The sequence below is a fragment of the Streptomyces sp. NPDC088817 genome (genome assembly GCF_044750345.1).
Taxonomy (GTDB): Bacteria; Actinomycetota; Actinomycetes; order Streptomycetales; family Streptomycetaceae; genus Streptomyces.
On record NZ_JBIVJN010000003.1, the window covers coordinates 312,410 to 328,215 of the forward strand.

Annotated in this window: 16 protein-coding genes; 5 read left to right on the forward strand and 11 right to left on the reverse strand. The window is 73.0% G+C overall.

Annotated features, from left to right (window positions below):
* The first annotated feature begins 157 nt into the window (after window positions 1-157).
* Window positions 158-1,018, forward strand: a complete 861-nt coding sequence (gene folP / locus ACIP4X_RS07585) for a dihydropteroate synthase (protein WP_401347163.1) — start codon at window positions 158-160, stop codon at window positions 1,016-1,018.
* A 127-nt stretch (window positions 1,019-1,145) separates the two neighbouring features.
* Here the strand turns inward: folP and ACIP4X_RS07590 are convergent, their stop codons facing one another.
* On the reverse strand, window positions 1,146-1,904 hold the full coding sequence (locus tag ACIP4X_RS07590) for a TIGR00730 family Rossman fold protein (RefSeq protein ID WP_358728957.1): 759 nt from the start codon (window positions 1,902-1,904) through the stop codon (window positions 1,146-1,148).
* 86 nt (window positions 1,905-1,990) lie between these two features.
* Window positions 1,991-3,070 carry a succinyl-diaminopimelate desuccinylase gene (gene dapE, locus ACIP4X_RS07595; protein WP_401347166.1) on the reverse strand — a complete coding sequence of 360 codons (1,080 nt, stop codon included), beginning with the start codon at window positions 3,068-3,070 and terminating at the stop codon, window positions 1,991-1,993.
* Window positions 3,071-3,164: 94 nt separating this feature from the next.
* Between dapE and ACIP4X_RS07600 the strand changes: the two genes are divergently transcribed.
* Window positions 3,165-4,142 carry a heavy metal transporter gene (locus ACIP4X_RS07600; RefSeq protein ID WP_358728953.1) on the forward strand — a complete coding sequence of 326 codons (978 nt, stop codon included), beginning with the start codon at window positions 3,165-3,167 and terminating at the stop codon, window positions 4,140-4,142.
* 157 nt (window positions 4,143-4,299) lie between these two features.
* Window positions 4,300-4,659 (forward strand): ATP-binding protein, encoded by a 360-nt coding sequence (locus ACIP4X_RS07605; protein WP_358728951.1) that lies wholly within the window; start codon window positions 4,300-4,302, stop codon window positions 4,657-4,659.
* Window positions 4,660-4,775: 116 nt separating this feature from the next.
* Here ACIP4X_RS07605 and ACIP4X_RS07610 read toward each other — a convergent pair whose 3' ends face one another.
* Both ACIP4X_RS07610 and fdxA read right to left on the reverse strand, forming a co-directional pair.
* On the reverse strand, window positions 4,776-5,897 hold the full coding sequence (locus tag ACIP4X_RS07610) for a bifunctional succinyldiaminopimelate transaminase/glutamate-prephenate aminotransferase (protein ID WP_401347169.1): 1,122 nt from the start codon (window positions 5,895-5,897) through the stop codon (window positions 4,776-4,778).
* A gap of 113 nt (window positions 5,898-6,010) precedes the next feature.
* A complete protein-coding gene (gene fdxA / locus ACIP4X_RS07615; protein ID WP_100568222.1) occupies window positions 6,011-6,331 on the reverse strand; it encodes a ferredoxin in 321 nt (106 codons plus the stop codon).
* A gap of 140 nt (window positions 6,332-6,471) precedes the next feature.
* Between fdxA and ACIP4X_RS07620 the strand changes: the two genes are divergently transcribed.
* Together ACIP4X_RS07620 and ACIP4X_RS07625 are read left to right on the forward strand one after the other, a co-directional pair.
* Window positions 6,472-7,545 carry a GNAT family N-acetyltransferase gene (locus ACIP4X_RS07620; RefSeq protein ID WP_401347391.1) on the forward strand — a complete coding sequence of 358 codons (1,074 nt, stop codon included), beginning with the start codon at window positions 6,472-6,474 and terminating at the stop codon, window positions 7,543-7,545.
* Between the two features lie 29 nt (window positions 7,546-7,574).
* Entirely contained in the window at window positions 7,575-8,426 is an 852-nt protein-coding gene (locus ACIP4X_RS07625) for a tetratricopeptide repeat protein (protein ID WP_401347173.1), read from the forward strand.
* A 28-nt stretch (window positions 8,427-8,454) separates the two neighbouring features.
* On the opposite strand, the gene ACIP4X_RS07630 is transcribed toward ACIP4X_RS07625, so the two are convergent.
* The 7 genes from ACIP4X_RS07630 to mshB form a co-directional block, all read right to left on the reverse strand.
* Entirely contained in the window at window positions 8,455-9,069 is a 615-nt protein-coding gene (locus ACIP4X_RS07630) for a DNA-binding response regulator (protein WP_100568225.1), read from the reverse strand.
* The gene (locus ACIP4X_RS07635; protein WP_391457072.1) at window positions 9,066-10,292 is read right to left on the reverse strand and encodes a histidine kinase; all 1,227 of its coding nucleotides are present in this window, start codon (window positions 10,290-10,292) and stop codon (window positions 9,066-9,068) included. The genes ACIP4X_RS07630 and ACIP4X_RS07635 overlap by 4 nt, the downstream gene beginning before the upstream one ends.
* 5 nt (window positions 10,293-10,297) lie before the next feature.
* On the reverse strand, window positions 10,298-11,038 hold the full coding sequence (locus ACIP4X_RS07640) for an ABC transporter permease (protein WP_358728942.1): 741 nt from the start codon (window positions 11,036-11,038) through the stop codon (window positions 10,298-10,300).
* Entirely contained in the window at window positions 11,035-11,964 is a 930-nt protein-coding gene (locus tag ACIP4X_RS07645) for an ABC transporter ATP-binding protein (protein WP_401347177.1), read from the reverse strand. Before ACIP4X_RS07645 ends, ACIP4X_RS07640 begins: the two co-directional genes overlap by 4 nt.
* A 174-nt stretch (window positions 11,965-12,138) precedes the next feature.
* A complete protein-coding gene (locus ACIP4X_RS07650; RefSeq protein ID WP_401347180.1) occupies window positions 12,139-14,256 on the reverse strand; it encodes a hypothetical protein in 2,118 nt (705 codons plus the stop codon).
* Window positions 14,257-14,415: 159 nt separating this feature from the next.
* A complete protein-coding gene (locus tag ACIP4X_RS07655) occupies window positions 14,416-14,832 on the reverse strand; it encodes a DUF6113 family protein (protein ID WP_358728938.1) in 417 nt (138 codons plus the stop codon).
* Complete coding sequence (gene mshB, locus ACIP4X_RS07660; RefSeq protein ID WP_358728937.1) at window positions 14,829-15,725, reverse strand: N-acetyl-1-D-myo-inositol-2-amino-2-deoxy-alpha-D-glucopyranoside deacetylase; 897 nt, start codon at window positions 15,723-15,725, stop codon at window positions 14,829-14,831. The genes ACIP4X_RS07655 and mshB overlap by 4 nt, the downstream gene beginning before the upstream one ends.
* Window positions 15,726-15,806 lie beyond the last annotated feature (81 nt).

Below are 15,806 nucleotides of genomic sequence, written 5' to 3' on the forward strand. Positions count from 1 at the left end.
GGTCCCCACGGAGTCTGTCGTATCTGTCAGGGTCCGATCGTGCCATGCGAGGCTGACAGTTAGGGTCGCAGACGGCCGATGGCCGGGAAAGACCGGGCAGGACCGGAAGACCGGCGAGGCCGACGAGATCGGGCAGAAGAGGAGAGGTCACAGGGGAATGCTCAGGCTGGGCAGGCGCGAGTTCGACGCGCACGAGCCGGTGATCATGGCGATCGTCAACCGGACCCCGGACTCCTTCTACGACCAGGGGTCGACGTTCCGTGACGAGCCGGCCCTCGCGCGCGTGGAGCAGGCGGTCGCCGAGGGGGCCGCGGTCATCGACATCGGCGGGGTGAAGGCCGGGCCCGGTGACGAGGTGAGCGCCGAGGAGGAGGCCCGGCGGACGGTCGGCTTCGTGGCCGAGGTGCGGCGGCGGTTCCCGGACGTGGTCATCAGCGTCGACACCTGGCGGGCCGACGTCGGCGAGGCCGTGTGCGAGGCGGGTGCCGACCTGCTGAACGACGCGTGGGGCGGGGTGGACCCGCGGCTCGCCGAGGTCGCCGCGCGCTACGGGACCGGCCTGGTGTGCACGCACGCGGGCGGCGCGGAGCCCCGGACCCGGCCGCACCGGGTGACGTACGACGACGTCATGGCCGACATCCTCCGGGTGACCGTGGGGCTGGCCGAGCGGGCGGTGGCACTCGGGGTGCCGCGGGAGTCGGTGATGATCGATCCGGGGCACGACTTCGGCAAGAACACGCGGCACAGCCTGGAGGCGACGCGGCGGCTGGACGAGATGGTCGCGACCGGGTGGCCGGTGCTGGTGTCGCTGTCCAACAAGGACTTCGTGGGCGAGACGCTGGACAAGCCGGTGAAGGAACGGCTGGTGGGGACACTGGCGACGACGGCCGTCTCGGCGTGGCTGGGCGCCCAGGTGTACCGGGTGCACGAGGTGGCCGAGACCCGGCAGGTGCTGGACATGGTGGCGGCCATCGCGGGCCACCGGCCCCCGGCGGTGGCCCGACGGGGACTGGCGTAGAACCGGGGGCCCAGCCCCCGCCGGACAGGCCCTGGTCCCCCGCCGCACAGGCCCCGGAACCCCACCGTACGAGCACCGGAGCCCACCGCGCCGACGCCAGTACCCCGTACCCCCGTCGTACGGGGTGCTAGCGCCCCGCTTCCTTGGACATCAGGGCCACCGCCTCGTCCACGTCGTCCGTGACGTGGAACAGGGTGAGGTCCGCCTGGGCCGCCTTGCCCTCGGCGATCAGGGTGTTCTCCAGCCAGTCGACGAGGCCGCCCCAGTACGCGCTGCCGAAGAGGACGATCGGGAAGCGGGTGACCTTCTGGGTCTGCACCAGGGTCAGGGCCTCGAAGAGCTCGTCCAGGGTGCCGAGGCCACCGGGCAGGACGACGAAGCCCTCCGCGTACTTGACGAACATCATCTTGCGGACGAAGAAGTACCGGAAGTTGAGGCCGATGTCGACATACGCGTTCAGGCCCTGCTCGAAGGGCAGCTCGATGCCCAGGCCCACCGAGACGCCCCCGGCTTCGAGGGCGCCCTTGTTCGCCGCCTCCATCGCGCCCGGGCCGCCGCCCGTGATCACCGCGAAGCCCGCCTCGACCAGGCCCCGCCCCAGCTTCACCCCCGCGTCGTACTCCGGCGACTCCACCGGCGTCCGCGCGGAGCCGAACACGCTGATGGCGGGCGGGAGTTCGGCGAGCGTGCCGAAGCCCTCGATGAACTCCGACTGGATGCGCAGCACGCGCCAGGGGTCGGTGTGGACCCAGTCCGTGGGGGCACGTTCGTCCAGCAGGCGCTGGTCCGTGGTGCTCGCCTGGACCTGACCGCGCCGCCGGAGGACCGGTCCCAGTCGCTGCTCGTCCGGTGGCTGCTTCTTGCCCTCGGGATTCCCTGTTGGCATGTACGCTCCCTCCGTTTGCGTGACGTTCCACCTCAGCGTAGATCCGCGGGGGTTACGAGAGGGGGACGTCGGTATGACCGCGGTGGTCAGTCCGTCAGCCAGGCCCGCAGGCGCTCCTCGCCCGCGAGGATCTTGGCCGTCTCCACCCGCTCGTCGCGCTTGTGCGCCAGGTGTGGGTTGCCGGGGCCGTAGTTGACGGCGGGGATGCCCAGCGCCGAGAAGCGCGAGACGTCCGTCCAGCCGTACTTCGGGCGCGCGATACCGCCGACCGCCTCGATGAACGCCGCCGCGGCCGGGTGGTGCAGACCCGGCAGGGCGCCGCCGCTGTGGTCGTCGATCACGAACTCCTCCACCCCGCAGTCCGCGAACACCTCGCGGACGTGGGCGACGGCCTCCTCCTCGGTGCGGTCGGGGGCGTACCGGAAGTTGACCGTGACCACGCACTCGTCGGGGATGACGTTGCCCGCCACCCCGCCGGAGACGCCGACCGCGTTGAGACCCTCGCGGTACTCCAGGCCGTCGATGACCGGATGACGCGGCTGGTACCCGGCGAGTCGCGTCAGGATCGGCGCGGCGGCGTGGATGGCGTTGGAGCCCATCCAGCCGCGCGCCGAGTGGGCCCGCTCGCCCTTGGTCCGCAGCAGCACCCGCAGCGTGCCCTGGCAGCCGCCCTCGACCTCGCCGCCGGAGGGTTCGAGCAGCACGGCGAAGTCGCCGGCCAACCACTCCGGGCGTACCTCGGCGACGTGCTTGAGCCCGTTCAGCTCGGCGGCGACCTCCTCGTTGTCGTAGAAGACGAAGGTCAGGTCGCGGTTGGGGGCGGGGACCGTGGCCGCGATGCGCAGCTGGACCGCCACTCCGGACTTCATGTCGCAGGTGCCGCAGCCCCACAGGACGCCGTCCTCGTCGAGCCGCGAGGGGACGTTCCCGGCGATGGGGACCGTGTCGATGTGGCCGGCCAGGATCACCCGCTGCGCGCGCCCGAGGTTCGTGCGGGCGACGACGTTGTTGCCGAGACGGTCGACCGTCAGGTGCGGCAGGGCGCGCAGCGCGGCCTCGATCGCGTCGGCGAGCGGCTTCTCGGTGCCGCTCTCCGAGGGGAAGTCGACGAGTCGCGCGGTCAGGCGCGCGGCGTCCAGCGTGAGGTCAAGCGGGTTATCGGCCATGCGGTCGACCCTAACCCGGCGAACCGCCGCACTGCGGCCGTGCATTGTGCACACCTGCCTCACCAGTCCCGCCCGCCTCCAGTACCTTGTAGGCGTGCCGCACCCTCCCCCCTCTTCCAAGCGTCGTGGCCGCCTCCTCCGGTTCGGGGCGGCCTTCGTGGTCCTCCTCGGGCTCGCGGGCTACCTCTCCGTGCAGTACCTGACCGGAGGCACCTCGGGTCCGGGCTGCGAGGTCGTCTCCGGCAAGGGCGACGGAGCCTCGTACCGGTTCACGCCGGAGCAGGCGGTGAACGCGGCGACGATCGCGGCCGTCGGCACCGGGCGCGGCATGCCCGAGCGGGCGGTGACCATCGCGCTGGCCACCGCGCTCCAGGAGTCCGCGCTGCGCAACATCGACTTCGGCGACCGGGACTCCCTCGGCCTGTTCCAGCAGCGGCCCTCTCAGGGCTGGGGCACACCGGAGGAGATCCTGGACCCGGCCTACTCGGCGGGGATCTTCTACGACCATCTGAACAAGGTGCCCGGCTACACGCGGCTGCCGCTGACCGTGGCCGCTCAGCGCGTGCAGCGCAGCGGCTTCCCGCAGGCGTACGCCAAGCACGAGCCGGACGCGACGCTGCTCGCCGCCGCGCTCACCGGCCGCTCCGGGGCCACGCTGGCCTGCCAGGGCCGTCCTGGCCCGACCCGGTCCAGCGGGCCCGACGCGGTGCGTGCCGCACTCGTACGGGACTTCGGCCGGGACGTGGTGCAGGAGGCGGGCGCGGAGGTCGGCGGCACCCCGTCGCCGACGCCCACGCCGACCCCGGTCGCGGTCGGGGACGGGCGGACCGTGACGGTGCCCGTGCCCGACGACACGGCCGCGGCCGGGCGCAGCGCGCGGCAGCGCGGCTGGCAGCTCGCGCACTGGGCGGTGGCCAACGCCTCCGCGCTGCACATCGAGCAGGTCTCCTACGGCGGCTGGCAGTGGAAGGCCGGGATGACCGACAGCCGGTGGCGGGCGGCGCAGACGCAGGGTGCCGCGGGAGCGGAGCGGGCGGCGGGCTCGGTGCGCATCACCACGACCGGGCGTTAGTACGGCTCGTCACCCCGGAGGGTCAGTCGGCTTGAGGGAAGCTTTTCCGCGTACCCGATAATGCGACGCATTGCCAACTCTTTACGTTGGCCCGCCGCAACCTTCGCGGACTTCGAGCGGTAGTCAGAGCGTCCGTTCCCTCCGTCGAAGGAGCAACATGTCCCTCCCCCTGACCCGCCGGATCGCCCGTGCCGCGCTGCTCGTCGCTGCGGGAGCGGCCGCCGGGGTCGGTGCGGCCGGTGCCGCCTCCGCCGCCCCCGAGCTGCCCGCCGCCCCGAACCTCGGCGGGCTGACCGCCCTGGACGGGGCGAGCGTCGGCAACACGGTGGACGGTGCCGCGCAGCACGTCACCGGGGTCGCGGGCGACTCCGGCGGCAAGGTCGTGAAGCAGGCGGCGCCGGCGGCGCAGAAGGCGGCGGGGTCCGCGGGCGGGCTCCTCGGCGGCGCCACGCGGACGGCGACGAAGGGCGGGCTGCCGACGCCGTCCCTGCCGGTCTCCGGCCTGCCGATCGGCTGAGCGCCGCGCGAACGACCCGACGGGGTCCGGGGATTCCTCCCCGGACCCCGTCGTCGTAACGACCCCGTCGTCGTAAGGACCCCGTCGCCGTGCCGGTGCGGACGAGCCGCCGCCGGCTACCCGGCCAGGCGCTCCACCGCCGCGCGGACCCGCTCGTCCGTCGCCGTCAGCGCCACGCGTACGAAGTCCGCGCCCGCGGCGCCGTAGAAGTCGCCGGGGGCGACCAGGATGCCCCGCTCGGCGAGGTGGGCGACCGTGGTCCAGCAGGACTCGCCGCGCGTGGCCCACAGATAGAGGCTCGCCTCGCTGTGCTCGATGCGGAAGCCGTGGGACAGCAGGGCCCCGCGCAGGGCCTCGCGGCGGGCGGCGTAACGCTCGCGCTGCTCGCGGACGTGGGTGTCGTCACCGAGGGCGGCCACGACCGCCGCCTGGGTCGGCGCCGAGGTCATCATGCCGCCGTGCTTGCGGATCTCCAGCAGCGGGCCGAGGACGGCCGGGTCACCGGCCAGGAAGGCGGCGCGGTAGCCGGCCAGGTTGGAGCGCTTGGACAGCGAGTGGACCGCGACGATGCCCTCGTACGAGCCGCCGTTCACGTCCGGGTGCAGGACCGAGACCGGGTCGGCCTCCCAGCCCAGCTCCAGGTAGCACTCGTCGGAGACGACCAGCACGCCGTGCTCGCGGGCCCAGGCGACGATCCGGCGCAGCTCCTCCTTGGGCAGCACCTGTCCCGTGGGGTTGGAGGGCGAGTTCAGCCACAGCAGCCTCAGGCCCGCCGGGTCCAGCTCCGTGGGGCCCGGCACGCCGTCGCCCGGTGTCGTCGAGTAGACGAGGTGGTCCGCGCCGGCCAGGCGGGCGCCGACCTCGTAGGTCGGGTAGGCCAGGCGCGGGTACGCGACCTTGTCGCCGGGACCGAGACCGAGCTGGGTGGGCAGCCAGGCGACCAGTTCCTTGGAGCCGACGATCGGCAGGACGTGCCGGTGGGTGACGTCCCGCGCGCCGAGCCTGCGTCCGACCCAGCCGGTGAGCGCGTCACGCAGTTCGGGCGTGCCCCACACGGTCGGGTAGCCCGGGGAGTCGGCGGCCGCGATCAGCGCCTTCTGGATCAGGTCGGGGACCGGGTCCACGGGGGTGCCGACCGACAGGTCGACGATGCCGTCCGGATGGGCTGCGGCCGTCTTCTTGTACGGCTCCAGCTTGTCCCAGGGAAAGGCGGGGAGCCGGTCGGAGAGTGCGGACACGGGGATCAGGCTCACTTTCTGGTCCGGAAAACGCCTCGGTCCCGTGCGGCGGGCGGAGCGCTGGAGTGCGATCAGGCCATACGGGACCGAGGCGGCGCGAAGGCGGGCCGCTGTTACTGGTTCTGCGGCGGCAGCGCGGCGATGATGGGGTGGTCGCGCTCGATCAGCCCCAGCTTGCTGGCGCCACCGGGAGAGCCGAGCTCGTCGAAGAACTCGACGTTGGCCTTGTAGTAGTCCTTCCACTCCTCGGGAGTGTCGTCCTCGTAGAAGATCGCCTCGACCGGGCAGACCGGTTCGCAGGCTCCGCAGTCGACGCATTCGTCCGGGTGGATGTACAAGGACCGCTGGCCCTCGTAGATGCAGTCGACCGGGCACTCCTCGATGCACGCCTTGTCCTTCACGTCGACACAAGGCTGCGCGATGACGTAGGTCACGCTGTCGTTCCTCCTCGATAGGGCGCTGGCGGGCCTCCACAGGCTCCGCCGCCTGGCGCGCGGGAGCGCGGCGTCGTCGATGCCCGCCCCTAGTATCTCCGTTCCGGGGCATGATCCGAACAGGAGGGGTGAACAGACCTGTGGAAATATCGGCGACAGGGCGCCTCGAGGTCCGTATCACCACTGCTGATGTGGGCAAACGGGTCTCAATACGGCGCTTGAGCGAACCTGGCGCGCCGGGTGAGAAGTTCACCGACACGGTCGGAGTTCTCACATCATGGGACCACGGTGTGCTGCTGATCACACGGAAGAGTGGCGAGACCGTACAGATCGCCGAATCCTCCCTGGTCGCGGGCAAGGTGGTACCGGCCGCACCGGCCAGACGGCGGGGTCCGGCGGCCACGTACGAGGAGCTGGCGCGTGTGGCGGCGCGGGCCTGGCGGCCGGTGGAGAGCGAGCGGCTGGGCGAGTGGGAGCTTCGGGCGGCCGCGGGATTCACCCGGCGTGCCAATTCCGTGCTGCCGCTCGGCGATCCGGGGCTTCCGCTCGACGCGGCCCTCGATGCCGTACGACGCTGGTACGGCGAGCGCGGCCTGCCCGCGTACCTCCAGACGGCCACCGGCGCCGAGGGCACGCAGGAATCGCTGTGCGCGGAGCTGGAGCGGCGGGGCTGGGTGCGCGAGGTGAGCGCCGAGCTGTGGATCGGGGCGCTCGCGCCGGTCGCGGACCGGGCCGAGGGCTCCGGGGTCGTGCTGTCCCGCACGGCCGACGAGGCGTGGCTTGCGCGGTACCGGCGCAAGGGGGTGAGCGAGGTGGCCCTGAGGGTGCTCGGCAGCGGGCCGTCGGTGTGGTTCGCGACGGTTCCCGGCGAGGGCGGAGTTCCGGCGGCGATCGGACGGTGTGTCGTCGACGGCCGCTGGGCGTCCTTCGCCGCCGTCGAGGTCGATCCAGTACTGCGGCGACGCGGCCTGGCCACCACCGTGCTCGCCGCGCTCGCCGGGCGGGCCCTGGACGAGGGCGCCTCGGCGGCCTGGCTCCAGGTAGAGACCGGGAACGAGGCGGCGCGGGCGCTGTACGCCGGGATGGGCTTCGGCGCGCACCACACGTACCACCACTACCGCGCCCCGGAGCCCGGCGAGGGCGGCCGTCCGCGGCCGTCGCCGGCGGAACCGGAGCCGCGGTCGCCGAAGAACTCCGGCGCTCGTCCGTCGTAGGGATCGTCGTGAAAGGGCACGAGCCTGCTATGGGTCCCCCGCATCCGCCGTCTCCGGAACGGGCCGCCGCGGTGCGCCGGTGGTTCGGCGAGGAGGTGCGGTCCGAGCGACCGGACCTCGCCGCGCTGTGCCTGCTGGTGGGCGCGGCGGCCGACGGAACCCTGGACGAGGCCGGCATGGACGCGGCGCAGCTGGAGCTGGACCGGCTCGCCGGGGAGCTGCCGTACCGGCCGGGCGGGCCGCGGGACTGGGCGCGGGCCCTGTGCGAACTGCTCGGGGAGCGGTACGGGTTCCACGGCGCGGCGGCCGACTACCAGCGGCTGGAGTCGTCCCTGCTGCACGAGGTGCTGGTGCGGCGGCGCGGGCTGCCCATCCTGCTGTCGGTGGTGTGGATGGAGGTCGCGCGGCGGGCCGGGGCCCCGGTGTACGGGGTCGCGCTGCCCGGGCACTTCGTCGTGGGGTTCGGGCCGGCGGGGGAACAGGTGCTCGCGGACCCGTTCGACGGGGGCCGGGTACTCACCGGGGCGGACGCCGACCTGCTGGTCGTCGGGGCGACGGGCGCGCCGCTGGATCCGTCGATGCTGGTGCCCGCGAGTCCTCTGGAGGTCGTGTCCCGGATCCTGAACAACATCCGGGCCTGGGCGGCCGTGCGGCCCGAGCGGTCGGACGTGGCGCTGTGGGCGGTGGAGCTGTCGCTGCTGCTGCCGTCGCGTCCGGCGCGGCTGCGGTACGAGCGGGCGCAGCTTCTGGTGCAGCGGGGCGACTTCGTGGACGGGGCACGGGAGCTGGAGGCGTACGCCGAGGTGCTGGGCGCGGTGGACGAGCCCGCGGCCGAGCGGGTGCGGGGACAGGCGCGGGCGGCGCGGGCCCTGCTGAACTGAACCTGCCGGAAACGTCCTCGGGGCCGTCCTACAGCCAGCCCTTCTCGCGCGCGATGCGCACGGCCTCCGTCCTGTTGCGTACGGCGAGCTTCTGGATCGCGGTCGACAGGTAGTTGCGGACCGTGCCCTGGGACAGGTGGAGGGTGGCGGCCAGCTCGGCGTTGGTGGAGCCGTCCGCCGCGGCGCGCAGGACCTCGCGCTCCCGGTCGGTCAGCGGGTTGGCGCCCTCGGCGAGGGCCGCCGCGGCCAGCGTGGGGTCGATGACCCGCTCGCCCGCGAGCACCTTGCGTATCGCCGCGGCGAGTTGCGCGGCCGGGGCGTCCTTGACCAGGAAGGCGTCCGCGCCCGCCTCCATGGCGCTGCGCAGATAGCCGGGGCGGCCGAAGGTGGTGAGCACGACCAGTTTCACCGCGGGCAGCTCCTTGTGGAGCCGGGCGGCGGCCTCGATGCCGGTGCAGCCGGGCATCTCGATGTCGAGGAGGGCCACGTCGACGCCGTGGGCGTGCGCCGCCGCCACGACCTCGTCCCCGCGCGGCACCTGGGCGACGACCTCGATGTCGTCCTCCAGGCCGAGCAGCGCGGCCAGTGCCTCGCGCACCATCGACTGGTCCTCGGCAAGGAGGACCTTGATCGTTCGGCTCATGCCGGGGATCCTACGTCCGCGCGGGAGGCCAGAGGCACCCGGGCGGTGAGCCGGAAGCCGCGCCTGGCACGCCCCGCCTCCAGCTGCCCGCCCACCTTGTCCAGACGCTCGGCCAGGCCCGTCAGACCGTTGCCGGGGCCCTTGGCGACGCCGGCGGTGCCGCCCGAGCCGTTGTCCTCGACGCACAGTTCGAGGAACGGCCCGTCCAGGGTCTGGCGGCGCACCAGGCCGACGGCGCACCGGGTCGCGCCGCTGTGCCGTACGACGTTGGTGATCGCCTCGCGCAGCGCCCAGGCGAGCGCGGACTCGCTCTCCTCCGTGACGCCGTGCAGGTCGGGCTCGGCGGGCACGTCGGCGACGACGTCGGCGGCCGTCAGCGCCACCTGGGCGCCCGCCAGTTCGGCGTGCAGGCGGGGGCGCCGGTAGCCGGTGACGGCCTCGCGGACGTCGACCAGGGCCTGTCGGCTGACCTGTTCGATGTCGGCGACCTGCTGGGCCGCCTTGTCGGGGTGGTCGGGCAGCATCCGGCCGGCCAGCTCGCTCTTCAGCGTGATCAGCGAGAGCGAGTGGCCGAGCAGGTCGTGCAGGTCGCGGGCGAGCCGCAGCCGTTCCTCGTTGGCGGCGAGCTGCGCCACCGTGGCGCGGGCCTTGCGCAGGTCGACCGTGGTGCGCACCAGTTGCTGTACGCCGGTCATGGCGAAGCCGATGAGCACCACGAGCAGGAGCAGCTGCCAGACGTCCCCGCCCCCGAGGTGCAGAGTGGTCAGGACCATCACCGCGCCGGTCAGCGGGATCGTCCAGTACGCCGTCCGCAGGGAGAGCGCCGCCCCGCAGGAGACCGAGACGTACACGAACAGGCCGGTCCAGTGCGGGCCGAGGGTGAGGCACAGCACGAGGGCGAGCACGCCGAGACCGGCGATCAGAGCGCCGACGTACCGCTGGTCGACGGTCCGGCCGACAGGGCGGCCCAGGTGGCGGAAGACCACCGCCAGGTAGACCCCGACGAAGGCCGCGAGGCCCACCCCGCCCGCCACGGTGCCGAGCGGGGTGTGGCGGCCGGAGACCAGGTCGTGCACCGGTGAGCTGAGGAACAGCAGCCAGATGCCGATCCACAGGCTCTTGCGCAGCGCCTCCCTGACGTTGCGCGGGGACTCCCCCATGCGTATCGCCCGCTCCGGGCCGGCCTCTTCCCGCACCCGGTCCTCCGTCCGGTCTTCCGTCATGACGCTCACGCCTTCAGCGTGTCCTTCCGGTACAGCCAGGCCGCGCCGCCCGCGAACAGGGCGAAGAAGACGACGAGGATGGCGAGGTCCTTCGCGTGCGGGGCCTGGCTCTCCTCGATGGCCCGCCCCAGTGCAGCGTACGCGTGCGTGGGCAGCCACTCGGCGATGTCCTGGAGCCACCGCGGGAAGGTGGTCGAGGGCATCCACAGGCCGCCGAGCATGGACAGGCCGAAGTAGATGATCATCGTGATCGGGCGGACCGCGTCCCCGCTGGCGAGGTAGCCGATGGCGACGCCGAGCGCGGCGAAGACCAGGCTGCCGGCCCAGATCGCGCCGGTGAGGGCGAGCCACTGCCAGGCTTCCAGGCGGACCTGCTTGACGGCAGCGGCGACCACGAAGACGACGACGATGGACGGCAGGCTGACCACGGCGGCGCCCGCGGTCTTGGCGAGGACGTAGCCGCGTCCGGGCAGCGAGGTCAGCCGCAGCTGGCGTACCCAGCCGCTCTCCCGCTCCTTGGCGATGCGCTCGCTGTTGCCCATGAGCACGGCGGTGAGGGCGCCGAACGAGGCCATGGAGACCATCATGTAGGTCGGGACGGTCAGGCCGGTGCCGTCGACCTTGGTGACGCCGTCCGCCTTGCCCGCGATGATCAGGAAGAGGATCGAGGGGTAGAGGACCGAGAAGAACAGGAACTTGCGGTTGCGCAGGGCGCGGGTGAGTTCCAGCCTGATCAGACTGTTCACGACTGCTTGGCCTCCTCGGCCTCGGTGATGGCGACGAAGGCCTGCTCGAGTCCGAGCCCGGCGACTTCGAGGTTGCGGGGGTAGAGGCCGAGCCCGTACAGGGCGTGCACGGTCGCGTCGGCGTCGGAGGACTGGATGCGGACGGTCTGGCCGCTCACGGTGATCGAGGTCAGGAAGGGCAGAGCGCGCAGCGCGGCCTCGTCGATGTCGCCCTCCAGGTCGAAGGCGACCCGCCGGGCCCCCGCCTTCGCCTTGATCTCGGCGGCGGTGCCGTCGGCCAGCAGCCGTCCCCGGTGCAGGACCAGCACCCGGTCGGCGATGGCGTCGGCCTCCTCCAGGTAGTGCGTGGCGAACAGGACCGTACGGCCGTCGTCGGCCTGTTCGCGCATGGTGGCCCAGAAGGCCTGGCGGGCGGAGACGTCCATGCCGGTGGTCGGCTCGTCCAGGACGATCAGGTCGCTGTCGCCGGCGGTGGCCAGGGCGAAGCGGACGCGCTGGGCCTGGCCGCCGGAGAGCTTGTTCACCTTGCGGTCGGAGATCTGGGAGATACCGGCCCGCGCCAGCACGTCGGCGGTCCTGTACCGCTTGGGGTGCAGGTCGCAGGCGAGCCGGACCAGTTCGGCGACGGTGACGTCCTCCATCAGCCCGCCGCTCTGCAGCATGGCGCCCACGCGCCCGGCGACGATCGCCTCGCGCGGAGTGGTGCCGAAGACGCTGACGGTGCCGCTCTCGGCCTGCCTGAGGCCGAGCAGCAGGTCGAGGGTGGTCGACTTGCCGGCGCCGTTCGGGCCGAGCAGGGCGACGGTCTCGCCCGGATGCAGGGCGAGGGTCAGCCCGTCCACGGCCCGTACGTTCCCGTAACTCTTGGTCACCTTGTCGAACCCCACCACCGTGGTGGTGCCGGCTCGCTCCGCTGTTGTCGTCATGCCGGACATGCTGGCCGACGGGCCGGGGTGCCTTGCAGTGTCGCGGGTCCTGACTGCCGGATGACAGATGTCATGTCCGTGAGATGACAGGTCGGGAGGGGGCGGGCCGGGAAGACAGGAGGGCACCCGGGGTCCGTGCCGGACCGGGTGCCCTCCGCCGCTGCTGCGGTGTTGCTAGCTGGGGTTGGTGTCGATGACTCCCACGCGGTTGGTCTTGCTCGTCAGCGCCGGGCGCAGGGCGCCGATCACGTCCTGGACCGTGACAGGGGTCTTGTCACCGGTGGCCCTGGCGATCGTGACCCCCTCGAAGGCATTGCCGTACAGCTCCTTGAGTGCCGCCTCGTCGTAGGAGTCGACGAGCTTGCCGTCCACGGCCTTGACCCGCAGGAACTTCCACAGCGAGTTCTGCGGGCTCAACGGCACCGAGTGCGCGGCGTCCGTCTGCACCGTCACGAGACCCGACATCGCCGGCTGCGCGAACTCCTTCATCATCCGGTCGACCTCGGCGTTGGGGACCGTCGGCTGCTGGGTGACCGTGGGCAGCTGGACCGGCGTGGCCGTGCCCGTCTCCACCTGGGCGCGGTACGCCTGCTGGACGAGCTGGATCGAGCCGCCGACGTCGATGCCCTTGCCCGCCTTGCCGTACACGGGAACGGCCTTGCCGGACTGGAACTCGATGCCGCCCTCGGTCACCGATCCGGCACCGCCCGAGACGCTCTGCAGGGCGACCTGGAGCTTCTCCTCGTCGACCGGCATCCGCGGCTGGATCACCCGGTGGTTGCCGAACAGCGAGCCGACCACCGACACGGGGTTGTAGTCGCTCGTCGCGGCCGCGCTGGCGGTGGCCTGGGTGTCGAACTGGAGCCCGGCCTGGTCCGGCTTGAGGGTCACGGACCTGCCCTCGACCGACAGCTTCAGCGGCTGGTTCACACGGCTGCCGAAGGCGTCGTCGAGCTTCTTGACCGCGTCGTCGCGGGTGCCGCCGCCGATGTCGACGCCGAGCACGGTGGTGCCCTTGGGCACGTCGGAGTGGTTCATCAGCAGCCCGGCGCCGTAGGCGACACCGGCGAGGCCGATCACGGCGACGCAGAGCAGGACGAGCTTGTTGCGGCCCTTCTTCTTCGCCTTGGGCGCGGTGGCCGCGGCGGCGCTCTGCGGCGCCGGCTCGGACAGCCCCGGTGGCGTGTGCGTCTGTGGCCCGCTCCAGTCGGCATCCGGTCCGAACGGCGAGTCCGGACCCGGCTGTATGACGGGCATGCCGCTGGTGACGGTGTTCCCGGAGACGTTGTCCGGCCGCGCGCCGTAACCGGGGGCGCCCGGCTCGGGGGCCTGCTGCTGCGGCGTGAGGACCGCGGTATCGTCGCTCAGACCGCCGCCGGGGCGGCCCGTGGGCGCGCCGGGGGCACCACCCGGGCGCCCCGCGCCGCCGGGTGCGCCGCCCGTGGGCGGCCGCAGCGGTCCGTCGCCGGTGACGGGGCCGCTCGTCGGGCCCTTGGGGCCCTGCGGACCGCCGTTGTCGGAGAAGTACGCCAGGTCTTCACGGCGCGGCCCGCCGCCGGGCAGCTGGCCCGCGCCCAGTGCCTCGGTGACGTCGAAGGACCCGGTACCGCCGCCGTGGCCCGGGGCGACGGGGCCGCCGGTGACCCCGGGCAGACCGGCGCCGGTGAAGCCGGGCCGGGAGCCGCCCGCCGCACCGGGCAGGTTCATGGCGCCGGTCACGCCGCCGGGGCGGCCCCCGCCGGACGAGCCCGGCTCGGAGGAGCCGACGCCCACGGGCCGGGGCACGGAGCTTCCCGGACCGGAGGTGCCGGGGCCGGGCCCGATCGCCGGGGGTGCGCCCGAACCACCCGGCAGTCCCGCGCCGTTGGTGGATCCGCCACCCTGACCGCCTTTGCCGGCCTGGGGCTTGCGGGGGGCGAACCAGTCGCTTGTCGGCTTCTCCGCCGCGGGCGCCGGGGGCTCGGCGGGCGGTTCCGGAGCGGCCTCGGGCGCCGGGGCGGCCGGCTGCTGGGCCTCGTCGCCGGTGTCCTCGGCGTCGCTCTCGGACCCGTCCGAGGAGACGGGCGTCCGCACGACGACCGGCGGAATCGGCCGGGATCCGGGGATGTTGATCCGGATCCGCGTCGTCAGCGTGGTCTCGGTCTTGCGTTCCTCGGGCTGCGCGGCCGAACGGCCCGCGTCCGCTCGGTCGTCGGAGACCGCCGGGATTCCGTACGGCGGGGTTCCCGAGGGGTAGGCGGCTCCGCCGCGCCCGTTGGGCCCGGACGACGGAGTGTCAGTTTCACGACTCAAGGCAGGTTCTCCCGATTGGCTCCGCCGCACGTTACGACCTCAGTGCGGGCGGCTCGGCGGCGCGCGCACCACCATACTGGCCGCTCGGGGCCCTTATCCCGGGACCGCTGGGTAAACCCCTGGTGGACCCCTACCGGCACCCCGGGAAGAAGTGGTACGTCACTTGCCAAGTCGGGCGTCGTCGTCGTGCGGTTGCCGTCTCGGAGCCAAGGTGGCACAGATCACAGCGACAGCCATGCCGCCGAGCAGGAAGAGATAGGAGCCGCTGTCGGCCGCGAAGAAGAAGTCGCCTTCGGGCCGGCTGGTGGTGAGCACGAACACGGTGACGACCCAGCCCGCCGCGCCCGCCACGGCCCCGCCCCGGCTGCGCGCGGCCCGCGCCCCGCCCAGGAACAGCCCGGCGGCACCCGCGAGCGCGAGCAGCAGCCCGCCGGGGAACCAGGCGGCCTGCACCAGGGCACCGGCGATCGCGACCACCGCACCGAGCAGGAAGAGTCCCACGTACGCGGCGGCCCGACCGGCGGAGGGCGGCTTGAGGGGCTGCGCGAGCATGGAGCCCCCTCCCCCTGAGCTCATGACGCCTCCTTCCCGGTGCCGGCGAACAGATCGGTCTCCCGCTCCCCCGGCGCGGCGACGGGTTCCCCGCGCACCAGCTCGTAGAACTCGGTGGTGAAGACCGGCTGGGCGAGCCGGTTGGACAGGGCGAAGTAGGGCTCGGCCATCTCGATCTGGGTGGCGTGCGCGCGCATAGCGGCGGCCTTGGCCTCGGCGTAGGCGGCGCCGTCGATCGCCGTGGTGACCCGCTCGTCGCCGACGACTCCGGGAACGTCGTCGATCGCCGCCGTCTCGTCGAACGGCAGCCCCGCCAGATCGTCCTTCAGCCGTGCGAAGGCGTCCTCGGCGACCGGGCGTGGGAGGCGGTTCCAGTACACCTTGGCGATCCGCCAGGGCTCGCCGAGGTCGGGGCGCACGGCGGGATCGGCGGCCAGGTCCGCGGCGCGCATGGCGACGCGGTGGGCCTTGATGTGGTCGGGGTGTCCGTAGCCGCCGTTGTCGTCGTAGGTGACGAGGACCTGCGGGCGCACCTCGCGGATCACGGCGACGAGGTCCTCGGCGGCGGTGTCGAGGCCGGCCTGCCACAGGCAGTCCGGGTCGTCGTTGTCGGCGAGCCCCATCATCCCGGAGTCCCGGTACCGCCCGGCCCCGCCGAGCAGCCGGAAGTCCGTGACTCCCAGCTCCCGCATGGCCGCGGCCAGCTCCTTTGCCCGGTACGGGCCGAGCCCGGCCGCTCCCTCCAGGTGCCGCAGCTCCTCCGGGATGACCTCGCCCAGCTCCCCGAGTGTGCAGGTCACCAGCGTCACCAGGGCACCCTCGGCCGCGTAGCGCGCCATCGTCGCGCCGTTGTTGATCGACTCGTCGTCGGGATGCGCGTGCACCAGCATCAGCCGCCGAGCGGCCCGTTCCGTCATGGCCCCAACCCTACGAGGCCTCCGAACCTCCCCAAGCGTCTCCCCGGGCCGGGGCAGACGCCTCGGAGACGGCACCGGGAG

Excerpts from the sequence above, each read along its gene's own strand:
- folP (WP_401347163.1), top strand. The coding sequence starts at position 158 with ATGCTCAGGCTGGGCAGGCGCGAGTTCGACGCGCACGAGCCGGTGATC.
- ACIP4X_RS07590 (WP_358728957.1), bottom strand. The coding sequence starts at position 1,904 with ATGCCAACAGGGAATCCCGAGGGCAAGAAGCAGCCACCGGACGAGCAG.
- dapE (WP_401347166.1), bottom strand. The coding sequence starts at position 3,070 with ATGGCCGATAACCCGCTTGACCTCACGCTGGACGCCGCGCGCCTGACC.
- ACIP4X_RS07605 (WP_358728951.1), top strand. The coding sequence starts at position 4,300 with ATGTCCCTCCCCCTGACCCGCCGGATCGCCCGTGCCGCGCTGCTCGTC.
- ACIP4X_RS07625 (WP_401347173.1), top strand. The coding sequence starts at position 7,575 with ATGGGTCCCCCGCATCCGCCGTCTCCGGAACGGGCCGCCGCGGTGCGC.
- ACIP4X_RS07630 (WP_100568225.1), bottom strand. The coding sequence starts at position 9,069 with ATGAGCCGAACGATCAAGGTCCTCCTTGCCGAGGACCAGTCGATGGTG.
- ACIP4X_RS07635 (WP_391457072.1), bottom strand. The coding sequence starts at position 10,292 with ATGACGGAAGACCGGACGGAGGACCGGGTGCGGGAAGAGGCCGGCCCG.
- ACIP4X_RS07645 (WP_401347177.1), bottom strand. The coding sequence starts at position 11,964 with ATGACGACAACAGCGGAGCGAGCCGGCACCACCACGGTGGTGGGGTTC.
- ACIP4X_RS07655 (WP_358728938.1), bottom strand. The coding sequence starts at position 14,832 with ATGAGCTCAGGGGGAGGGGGCTCCATGCTCGCGCAGCCCCTCAAGCCG.
- mshB (WP_358728937.1), bottom strand. The coding sequence starts at position 15,725 with ATGACGGAACGGGCCGCTCGGCGGCTGATGCTGGTGCACGCGCATCCC.